The 10005-nt window shown below is 54.9% G+C and carries 9 protein-coding genes; 3 read left to right on the top strand and 6 right to left on the bottom strand.

The annotated features are described in order from the left end of the window. The first annotated feature begins 249 nt into the window (after window positions 1-249). Entirely contained in the window at window positions 250-1545 is a 1296-nt protein-coding gene (locus AA74_RS0116750) for an MFS transporter (protein WP_008502198.1), read from the top strand. Here AA74_RS0116750 and AA74_RS0116745 read toward each other — a convergent pair. The 5 genes from AA74_RS0116745 to trxC form a co-directional block, all read right to left on the bottom strand. After that, window positions 1542-1865 carry a YfiM family lipoprotein gene (locus AA74_RS0116745; RefSeq protein WP_008502197.1) on the bottom strand — a complete coding sequence of 108 codons (324 nt, stop codon included), beginning with the start codon at window positions 1863-1865 and terminating at the stop codon, window positions 1542-1544. The genes AA74_RS0116750 and AA74_RS0116745 overlap by 4 nt on opposite strands. Window positions 1866-1910: 45 nt before the next feature. Continuing rightward, window positions 1911-3266: a CDP-diacylglycerol--serine O-phosphatidyltransferase gene (gene pssA, locus AA74_RS0116740; protein ID WP_023294337.1), complete on the bottom strand. Its 1356-nt coding sequence runs from the start codon at window positions 3264-3266 to the stop codon at window positions 1911-1913. Window positions 3267-3376: 110 nt separating this feature from the next. Beyond that, window positions 3377-6040, bottom strand: a complete 2664-nt coding sequence (gene pat, locus AA74_RS0116735; protein ID WP_025912844.1) for a protein lysine acetyltransferase — start codon at window positions 6038-6040, stop codon at window positions 3377-3379. A gap of 35 nt (window positions 6041-6075) precedes the next feature. Continuing rightward, a complete protein-coding gene (gene tapT, locus AA74_RS0116730; RefSeq protein WP_025912843.1) occupies window positions 6076-6774 on the bottom strand; it encodes a tRNA-uridine aminocarboxypropyltransferase in 699 nt (232 codons plus the stop codon). Between the two features lie 69 nt (window positions 6775-6843). Continuing rightward, the gene (trxC, locus tag AA74_RS0116725; RefSeq protein WP_025912842.1) at window positions 6844-7263 is read right to left on the bottom strand and encodes a thioredoxin TrxC; all 420 of its coding nucleotides are present in this window, start codon (window positions 7261-7263) and stop codon (window positions 6844-6846) included. 204 nt (window positions 7264-7467) lie between these two features. Here trxC and AA74_RS0116720 point away from each other — a divergent pair, with 204 nt between their 5' ends. Beyond that, window positions 7468-8568, top strand: a complete 1101-nt coding sequence (locus AA74_RS0116720; RefSeq protein WP_008502192.1) for a tRNA/rRNA methyltransferase — start codon at window positions 7468-7470, stop codon at window positions 8566-8568. A gap of 40 nt (window positions 8569-8608) precedes the next feature. Here the strand turns inward: AA74_RS0116720 and ung are convergent, their stop codons facing one another. Next, a complete protein-coding gene (gene ung / locus AA74_RS0116715) occupies window positions 8609-9298 on the bottom strand; it encodes a uracil-DNA glycosylase (protein WP_025912841.1) in 690 nt (229 codons plus the stop codon). Window positions 9299-9612: 314 nt separating this feature from the next. Between ung and grcA the strand changes: the two genes are divergently transcribed. Next, window positions 9613-9996 carry an autonomous glycyl radical cofactor GrcA gene (gene grcA / locus AA74_RS0116710; RefSeq protein WP_008502190.1) on the top strand — a complete coding sequence of 128 codons (384 nt, stop codon included), beginning with the start codon at window positions 9613-9615 and terminating at the stop codon, window positions 9994-9996. The last annotated feature ends 9 nt before the right edge of the window (window positions 9997-10005 follow it).

Below are 10005 nucleotides of genomic sequence, written 5' to 3'. Positions count from 1 at the left end.
GTAGTGTGGGGTCTCCCCATGTGAGAGTAGGGAACTGCCAGGCATCAATTAGAAGAACCCCGTACCGGAAGGTGCGGGGTTTTTTGCTTTTATCTCCATCCTGGCCTTTCTCTTAATCCCTTATCCTGCTAATGGAATGTGTGATCCCTGTCGCAATGTTATTTATAACAAAATTATAACATTTCATTTACGAGGTTATTGAGCCTTCTGGCTCAATACGCCGCAGTTTATGGCAGGAGCATAATCACAATGACAGAAAGCATGACATCACACGGGACGCTGGCTCACAGTGATACCCGAAGAAGGGTATGGGCAATCATCAGCGCCTCTTCAGGGAATCTGGTTGAATGGTTCGACTTTTACGTCTACTCATTCTGTTCACTCTACTTCGCACATATTTTCTTCCCATCCGGCAACACCACTACACAGCTGCTACAAACGGCTGGGGTTTTTGCCGCAGGATTTTTAATGCGACCCATCGGGGGCTGGCTGTTCGGCCGTATTGCGGATCGTCGCGGGCGTAAGGCCTCGATGCTGATCTCGGTGTGTATGATGTGCTTTGGCTCGCTGGTGATCGCCTGCTTACCGGGATATGAATCGATTGGCACCTGGGCACCGGCGCTGCTTTTGCTGGCCCGCTTATTTCAGGGATTATCGGTGGGCGGTGAATACGGTACCAGTGCGACCTACATGAGCGAAATTGCCCTGGAAGGCCGTAAAGGTTTTTACGCCTCATTCCAGTACGTCACGCTGATTGGCGGTCAACTGCTGGCCATTCTTGTGGTGGTGATCCTGCAGCAGATTTTGACGGACGAACAACTACATGCCTGGGGATGGCGAATTCCTTTCGCAATGGGGGCAGTGCTGGCGATTGTCGCACTTTGGCTACGCCGTCAGTTAGATGAAACCTCTCAGAAAGAGGTCCGGATGCTGAAGGAGGCGGGAACATTCAAAGGGTTATGGCGTAACCGCAAAGCTTTCCTGATGGTGCTGGGCTTCACTGCGGGCGGCTCTCTCAGTTTTTATACTTTCACCACCTATATGCAAAAGTACCTGGTGAATACCACCGGCATGCACGCAAACGTCGCCAGTGTGGTCATGACCGCGGCGCTGTTTGTCTTTATGCTCATACAGCCGATCGTCGGTGCGCTCTCGGACAAAATTGGCCGACGTACCTCAATGCTCATTTTTGGCGGATTATCGGCATTATGTACCGTTCCCATTCTGACAGCGCTTCAGCATGTCTCTTCACCGTATGCCGCCTTTGCGCTGGTGATGGTGGCGATGGTGATTGTCAGTTTCTATACCTCCATCAGTGGGATATTGAAAGCCGAGATGTTCCCGGCGCAGGTCCGTGCGTTAGGGGTAGGGCTCTCTTATGCGGTAGCCAATGCGGTGTTTGGCGGATCGGCGGAGTACGTCGCGCTGTCGCTTAAATCGTGGGGAAGCGAAACGACATTCTTCTGGTACGTAACGGGAATGGGGGCACTGGCGTTTGTTGTCTCCCTGATGCTGCATCGCAAAGGGAAAGGCATTCGACTTTAATAGCGCGCCATCTGCCATACGGCATAGCCGGTCGTTGCGCCGGCGACATCCCAGGCGAAATCTTTCCAGCTCCAGCCGCTCCCTGCGGGGCGGCTATCCCACAGTTCTTTTGATGCCCCAAGACCTACTGAGAACATTAACCCGATCGCCGCGCTACGATCCCGGCTGTATCCCTGGTGCTGGGCATATTCATTACCGGCTGCGGACAACATCGCGGAAGCGAGGAAATGCTGTGCTTTGTCCTGTCCGGACCAGCTATCGTTAGCCATATGGCTACAGCCACTCAGGAAGAGCACACTCAGTACCAGAGGAATACGCATCAACGGGCTCCATAAAAAAGCCCTGCGGGTGACAGGGCCTGGATATTACAGAATACGGCTGATAAGTCGGTCGATACGGATACGACGTAAGCGGCGAATAAGCTTGCGAACTTTTACCGGATAATCGGCAATACTCTGCAGTTCGCGGTAGTGATTCACCACGGTTGTATGGGTGCGAATCAGCTCCAGCTCGCGCTCACGTTGGGCGGCTAACTCATGCTGCGGGTCATGAATCAGGATAGCGTTTTCCAGATCCAGTCGCCATGCGCGCGGGTTCAGGTTGTTACCTGTCAGCAGCATCCACTCATCGTCGACCCACATGCCTTTGAGATGGTAACTATTGTCTTCATCTTTCCAGAGACGCACAACCAGCTGGTCAGTGTTGACGTAATACTGTAAGCGGCTCAGGAAACGACGCAGGTTAATCTCATAGAGATAAGGCAGCGCACCAATGATTTTGAACGGCTGATCTTCGGGAATGAAGAAGTCATTTGCCGTTTTATCACCCACGATGATTTCCACTTTTTTACCCTCGCGCAGCAGCTGAATGATATTACGCACCAGCACGGCAGGAAGGTTGAAATACGGCGTGCAGATAGTCAGTTTCTGCTCCGCGCACGGCATCAGATGGAAAATCGTTTTGTTCAGCAGGCTTGATTTGCCGAGCCCTACCAGCGGGGTAACGGATAACTCTTCGTTGTTCGCATCGCCCTGGAAATGATAGACCGCATCGCGCAGCTCCTGGCGGAAGGCGCGAACATCGTTTTTGATCTCCGGGCTTTTCGGACGCTCGGGATCGTCAAGACGATTAACGCCACGGCCATGAACCAGATTTTTATCAACCCAGTTGAACATGATATCGGCCATCTGCGGATTACGGATCAGATGGTAGCGGTCATAGCGATATTTATCGAGCTGATGAAGGTAGACATCATTGAGGCTGGCGCCGCTGTAAAGCACGCTGTCATCAATGATGAACCCCTTGAAATGAAGAACGCCGAGCGCTTCACGGGTATTCACCGGGACGCCATAAACAGGCACGTCAACGCCAGGATTTTCCTGCGCCGTGCGGCAATACCAGTCAGCATTGGTGTTTGATGCGGCAGCGCCAATACGGCCACGCTGGGCGCGATGCCAGTCTACCAGCACGCGAACATCCAGTTCCGGACGCTGACGTTTGGCTTCATAGAGCGCGTTCAGGATCGCGCGCCCGCCTTCATCCTGTTCAAGATACAGTGCCACAATGCAAATGCGTCGCGTGGCGCTGGCTATCTTTTCCAGAAGCGTCTCCCGAAAATGAGCGGGAGCGTAAAAGAACTCTACATCATCAACTGACTGAGAAATCTTCGGTAGTTGAGCAAGGTGTTGTTGATGTTTATTACGCTTAAATTTTGACAACATCACAGTGCGTTTCTTCTCTGTTCATTGAAGGGTTGTCTGTACTATGCAAACAACATAAGCGGACAATGATACCACCAGTCCCGTCCAAAGTGGGTAACATTTCCAGTAGCTTACTCGCGTTTGTCTGCTGATGTCAGACTGAGGGATAAGGCAACAATACCTTCGTCCAGCTGAATATCAACGCCAAACCCAAGTTTTCGCGCCAGGGTCACCATACCGCGATTGTTAGGCATAGTAATGCCATTAAGGCGTAACAATCCGTGATCTCGCGTATAACTGATGAGTTTTTCCAGCAGTCGTCTTCCCAGGCCCAGACCTTTAAGATCGGAGCGCACCAGCACGGCAAACTCCGCATCGACGTTATCCGGGTCAGAAATGGCACGCGTGACGCCGAGGATCTCATCACCCTCATCGGCGCGACGAACGGCAACAAACGCCATTTCTCGATCGTAGTCGATCTGGGTCATATTGGCTAAATCATCGTGGGTAAATTCGTTGATTTCGCTAAAATAGCGATAATAAAGATCCTCTTTCGTGACCTGAGAGATAAAGGCCCGCAGCTGGGGCTCATCTTCCGGCAGAATAGGGCGGAACAAGGCGCGTTCCCCATTTTTCATCTCAACCCACTCCTCCAGCTGCAGGGGATACGGGCGGATCGCCAGACGGCTCTCGCTGTCTCCTTCGAATGGCGCGATATCCAGGGTCACGTCCAGCGCCGTAAACTCATTGCCGGAGGCGAGCAGCGGATGAATGTCCAGCCGCTGGATCTCGGCACAATCCACAATCAGGTTAGAGACCTGTACCAGGAACTGACTTAGCCCGGCAATATCAAGCGGACGCAGCGCGCTCCGGCCGCGGATCTTTTTGCTTTTAATCGCCTGGATGATCAGATAACGCGCCAGGTTCATGTTCAGCGGCGGTAACGCCACCACGGCCTGCTCCTCCGGGCGCCACTCCACGCCGCCTTCACCCAGCATGATGAGCGGGCCGAAGACGGGATCGTGTTCGACCACCACGCGTAACTCCTGAGCGCCTGCGCGGTTAGCCATGCTTTGCACCAGCAAGCCGTGGATCCTTGCCTGCGGCCAGGCCATTTTGACCCGATCGAAGATGGCATCGGCTGCCTGCTGCACCTCTGCCGCCGTCCGCAGGTAGAGCATCACCCCCTGAACGTCAGACTTATGCGGAATATCCGGCGAACGCAGCTTCAGGGCAACCGGATAGCCAATCTGCTCGGCAATATGTACGGCCTCAGCGCTGTCGCTGGCGATCCAGGTCGGCAGGGTCTGCATCCCGTAGCTGCCCAGAATGGGCTGGACCTCATGCGTATCCAGCGACGTCGCGCCTTCTTCAATCGCCTGCTGCAACAGCCGGTGAACGTCAACGGTATTGGCCGTCAAATTCTCGGGCAACGCCGGCGTCTCGCGGAGCTGTTTCTGGTTGCGGCGATATTCCACCATATGCATAAACGCGGTTATGGTGCCTTCCGGCGTGCGGTAGGTTGGCAGTCCGGCTTCGCTGAACAGGCGTCGCGCCTCCTGCGAAGAAAACTCACCGCACCAGTTGGTGAGCAGGGTGACATATTTGCCTCGCGGATGATTGCGCACGGCATCAATGAGCGCGCGCGCGCTTTCGCTGCCCGGCGCGACCGCGCTGGGGGAGTGGATAATCATCAGCGCGTCGAAATCCTGGCTATCCAGCAAAATGGAAATGGCCCTGATATAGCGGTCGCTACTGGCGTCATCGCGTAAATCAAGCGGATTGCCGGGCGTCACGCTGGTCGGAAGCGCATCTTTCAGGCGCTGCAGCGTCTCTTCACTCAGCGTGGCCAGCTTGCCGAAGCGCCGCCACAGCTCATCAAGGGCGAGTGCAGCAGGGGCGGCGCCGTTACTGACAATCATTAACTTCTCGCCGCGCAACGGGCGCATATGGCTTAACGTTTCAACGGCGGAAAAAAGCTCGTGCGTATCCTGTACCCGCAGCAAACCCGCGCGCTGAATAGCGGCGTCCCAGGCGGGATCCATGCCGGAATGCGACTGCAGCAGACGCTGAGCCGCAGGGCTGCGCCCGCTTTTGATTACCAGGATCGGCTTATTGCGCGACGCGCTTCGCGAAGCCGAGACAAAACGACGCGCGTCGCTGAGGTGCTCAAGATAAAGCAGAATCGCACTGGTTTTACCGTCGCGCGCCAGAAAATCCAGCAGCTCATCAACGTCGATATCCAGACTGTCGCCGAGAGCAATGAAGTAGGAGAATCCCATTTCACGCTGCTGCGCCCAGTCGAGGATGGTGTTCGATACCGCAGCCGACTGCGAGATAAACGCGAGCTTGCCTTTGCGGATCGGAACCGGAGAGAAGCTGGCATTTAAGCCCTGCCAGGGGGCGAGCAGGCCGAGACTGTTTGGCCCCAGAATGCGCATTTGATAGCGGCTGGCGCAGGCCAGAAGCTCGGCTTTCTGTTCAGGCGGAGACGAGAGAATAATGCAGGTTTTACAGCCTTTCTTGCCGAGCGATTCCAGCAGCTCCGGATTCCGTTTCGCGTTTGTACACAGTACGGCCAGATCAGGTACGAAAGGCAGGCTCTGTACATCAGGCCATGCAAGCACTCCCTGAACTGCCTTATACGCCGGCGTGACGGGCATGACGGGGCCATTAAATCCCCCGGCCAGCAGATTGCGCATCATCAGATAGCCAGCACGATCCGGTTTCATTGATGCGCCGATGACGGCAATGGATTTAGGACGAAGTAGCGCTTCTAACCCTCGCTGGCTCATGCAGGCCTCCTGTGAATGCAAGCGACCTGATGATTTTAAACGCTTTCCGTCTCGGCTGCTGTGACGCTGCCCTTATGAACGGTTTTTCCTGCCAGATAGCGTTCCCGGAAACAGGAGAAATGGTTGCCCAGGGCGCCAGCCGCAGCGGTATCACCCGCCAGATCCAGAAGCGCAATGGCCACTTCGGCGGTGCAGTATTGCCCGTCAGCATGCGCTTCACGCAGACGGTAGGCGGAGACGCGGGAAAGATCGACAGAAATCACCGGCAGTGCGTCGAGATACGGGCTTTTGCGAAACATTTTTCGCGCTTCGGTCCAGGTGCCGTCCAGCATAATGAACAACGGCGGTTTACCGGATGGCGGCGTCGAAAGCACCTGGCGATCGACACCTGCATATGACGCGGGGAAAACGACCATCGGCTGATAGTCCGGGCTTGCCACCAGGTCGAGCAGGGCCTGAGGGGGAGCCGTGCGGGACCACTGAAACGCCGCGGTATCCGGCAGAATATCGGCAATCAGGCGACCGGTATTGCTGGGCTTCATCGGCTCGGTATCAAACATGACCAGACAAAAGCGGCTCTGGGCCGTACTCGGAGCCAGCGTCTCGCACAGGCAAACCTTCAGCGGCAGCAGGCAGCGCTGACAGCGGCGAATACGGTTACCCCGGGCGAGGAACGGACGGGTGGCGCGCGCAAGGCGTTCGGCGCGTAATTGAAGAACAGCGTTATCAGTCATGGGCGAAATGCAGGAAAAACCCTATTTTCGCAGAGGTGGGAACGGGGCACAAGATGTGCCCCGTGAATGTTACAGCGACTCGTTTAACCAGCTGTCAAAAGGTGCTTTAGGCACCGCACCGTTGAGCATGTCGACCACTTCACCCTTTTTGAAAATCATAATCGTCGGGATGCTGCGAATGCGAAAACGGGCGCTCAGTTCAGGTTCAGCTTCAGTATTGACCTTAACGAAACGTATTTTCCCGCTGCGTTCTTCGGCCACGTCTTCGAAGATCGGCGCGAAGCTACGGCACGGGCCGCACCAGGGCGCCCAGAAATCTACTACGACAGGCAAATCGTCCTTGAGGAGTTTGTCCAGCGTAGCACCCGTCGCGTTAATGACATCGCCATCAAACAATTCATGGCCACAACGTCCGCATTTCGCACCATCTTCAATCCGATCGTCCGGAATGCGGTTAAGAGACTGACAGTTGGCACATACGGTATTCATAACTAACCTCTGATAGAGCCGTGGGACAGCGGCAAGACGCCGATAATGTTTCTAATATGTTACATATTATCAATGAGCCTGTTTGAAACAACAATGCGTTTTATTCAATGAGAACAATAGTCACAGGCTTTTGTACGAAATTATGGCTATGCGCTGGCACATCGGGTAATCTGCGCGCTTCGCGCAGCGCTGGTGGAGAAAAGCATGAACGACGAAATGAAAAACAAAAGCGGCAAGGTCAAAGTGATGTATGTCCGCAGTGATGATGACTCTGATAAACGCACCCAAAATCCGCGTACCGGAAAAGGTGGCGGGCGTCCGGCGTCTTCTCGTGCAGACGGTGGCCGTCGCCCCGCCCGCGATGACAGAAACAACCGCGGTGATGACCGCAAACGTGATGACCGCAAGCGTGACGATCGCAAACGCGATGACCGTCCGCGGGATGACTTCTCACGTGATAACGCCTCCCCGTGGCGCACCGTTTCTCGTGCACCTGGCGACGAAACGCCAGAAAAGGCCGATCACGGCGGTATCAGCGGTAAAAGCTTTATCGACCCGGAAGTGCTGCGCCGTCAGCGTGCGGAAGAGACCCGCGTGTATGGCGAGAACGCCTGCCAGGCACTGTTCCAGAGCCGTCCTGAATGTATCGTCCGCGCCTGGTTTATTCAGAGCGTAACCCCGCGTTTTAAAGAAGCGCTGCGCTGGATGGCTGCAAACCGCAAAGCCTACCACGTGGTTGATGATGCCGAGCTGACCAAAGCATCCGGTACCGAACACCACGGCGGCGTCTGCTTCCTGATCAAAAAACGTAACGGCACCACCGTGCAGCAGTGGGTCAGCCAGGCGGATGCCGATGACTGCGTGCTGGCGCTGGAAGATGTGGGCAACCCGCATAACCTGGGTGCGATGATGCGTAGCTGCGCGCACTTTGGCGTGAAAGGCGTGCTGCTGCAGGATGCCGCGCTGCTGGAATCCGGCGCTGCGATCCGTACTGCGGAAGGCGGAGCCGAGCACGTACAGCCGATCACCGGCGACAGCGTTCTGGATGCCCTTGAGCAGTTCCGTAAAGCGGGCTATTCCATCGTGACCACCTCGAGCCATGCCGGTACGCCGCTGTTTAAAGCGACGCTGCCACGTAAGATGGTGCTGGTGCTGGGTCAGGAACGCGATGGTCTGTCTGATGCGGCGCTCTCCAGTGCGGATCTGAGCGTCTCAATCGATGGGACAGGCAATGTGGAAAGTCTGAACGTATCCGTTGCAACCGGCGTACTGCTGGCCGAATGGTGGCGTCAGAATAAGGCATAAGCCTCTTCATGTGCCGGGCCTGACCCGGCACATTCAAATACTACTCGCTCTCAGCCGGTAACACAGGCATCCAGTCAATTGGCGTTTCGCCACGTTTTTCCAGCCATTCGTTCGCCAGAACAAAATGATTACTGCCAAAGAAACCGCGATGTGCAGACAGCGGTGACGGGTGCGGCGCTTTCAACACGTAATGACGCTGGCGGTCAATAATCGCCCCTTTCTTCTGCGCATGCGATCCCCAGAGTAAAAACACGACCCCTTCACGGTGTTCGTTGATCAGGCTGATGACTTTATCGGTGAACGTCTCCCAGCCCAGGCTGGCATGCGAGTGCGCCTGGCCGGCCCGCACGGTGAGTACCGTGTTCAATAACAGCACGCCCTGGCGCGCCCAGCTTTCCAGGTAGCCGTGGTTTGGTCGGGTAAACCCGGGCACGGTTCCTTCAAGCTCTTTATACATATTGAGCAGAGAAGGGGGGATCGCCACGCCCGGACGTACGGAAAATGCCAGCCCATGCGCCTGGCCCGGACCGTGATAGGGATCCTGGCCCAGAATGACCACTTTCACATCGCTCAGTTCGGTGTAGCGAAAGGCGTTGAACACATCTTTCTGCGGTGGGTAAATCGTCTGTCCGGACTGACGCTCAGCCGCAACGGTGTTGAGCGTATTGATAAAATAGGGCTGCTGCTTTTCTTCTGCCAGCACGTCATGCCAGGTTAAAGGTGTCGTCATCTCGCTCTCCTGCGAATCTCAATCTCTGACTAGCTTACCTGCTAAAGCCCGGTGAGCAAAATTCCACGCCGAAATGTGCGCTAAGTGGCTAAATTTATGTTGAAAATGTGCAGGATAAATTGAATTGGTAAGGTCATAAAATTGATCTTAAGCAATAAATTCAAACCACACTCTTTATGTGGTTGGTGTTTTTGTTGATTTAAATCAATAAATCGCCGGGGTGTGAATGATATATATACACACAAGAAACAATGGTTTTACCAATTGGCCGCGAGAGGCCGACATCAGTTAATGTAGCCTAAGGGAGGCAACACATGATTACAGGTATCCAGATTACTAAAGCTGCAAATGACGATCTGCTCAACTCTTTCTGGCTGCTGGACAGCGAGAAAAACGAAGCGCGCTGTGTCGTCGCGAAAGCGGGTTTTGCTGAAGATGAAATCGTGCCGGTGAGCAAACTGGGCGAAATCGAGTACCGTGAAATTCCAATGGAAGTGAAGCCAGAAGTGCGCGTGGAAGGTGGTCAGCACCTGAACGTAAACGTACTGCGCCGCGAAACGCTGATGGACGCGGTTGAGCACCCAGAAAAATACCCGCAGCTGACCATTCGCGTGTCTGGTTATGCGGTACGCTTCAACTCTCTGACCCCAGAACAGCAGCGCGACGTTATCGCGCGTACCTTTACTGAAAGCCTGTAAGGCTTCAGC

The organism is Enterobacter sp. 5-4, assembly GCF_000612205.1.
GTDB lineage: Bacteria > Pseudomonadota > Gammaproteobacteria > Enterobacterales > Enterobacteriaceae > Enterobacter > Enterobacter roggenkampii.
This window is presented reverse-complemented; position numbering and strand designations above follow the sequence as displayed.

What these genes read in the sequence shown, in the direction of transcription:
- pat (WP_025912844.1), bottom strand. Translation starts at nt 6,040, where the DNA reads ATGAGCCAGCGAGGGTTAGAAGCGCTACTTCGTCCTAAATCCATTGCC.
- trxC (WP_025912842.1), bottom strand. Translation starts at nt 7,263, where the DNA reads ATGAATACCGTATGTGCCAACTGTCAGTCTCTTAACCGCATTCCGGAC.
- AA74_RS0116745 (WP_008502197.1), bottom strand. Translation starts at nt 1,865, where the DNA reads ATGCGTATTCCTCTGGTACTGAGTGTGCTCTTCCTGAGTGGCTGTAGC.
- AA74_RS0116750 (WP_008502198.1), top strand. Translation starts at nt 250, where the DNA reads ATGACAGAAAGCATGACATCACACGGGACGCTGGCTCACAGTGATACC.
- pssA (WP_023294337.1), bottom strand. Translation starts at nt 3,266, where the DNA reads ATGTTGTCAAAATTTAAGCGTAATAAACATCAACAACACCTTGCTCAA.
- grcA (WP_008502190.1), top strand. Translation starts at nt 9,613, where the DNA reads ATGATTACAGGTATCCAGATTACTAAAGCTGCAAATGACGATCTGCTC.
- ung (WP_025912841.1), bottom strand. Translation starts at nt 9,298, where the DNA reads ATGACGACACCTTTAACCTGGCATGACGTGCTGGCAGAAGAAAAGCAG.
- AA74_RS0116720 (WP_008502192.1), top strand. Translation starts at nt 7,468, where the DNA reads ATGAACGACGAAATGAAAAACAAAAGCGGCAAGGTCAAAGTGATGTAT.
- tapT (WP_025912843.1), bottom strand. Translation starts at nt 6,774, where the DNA reads ATGACTGATAACGCTGTTCTTCAATTACGCGCCGAACGCCTTGCGCGC.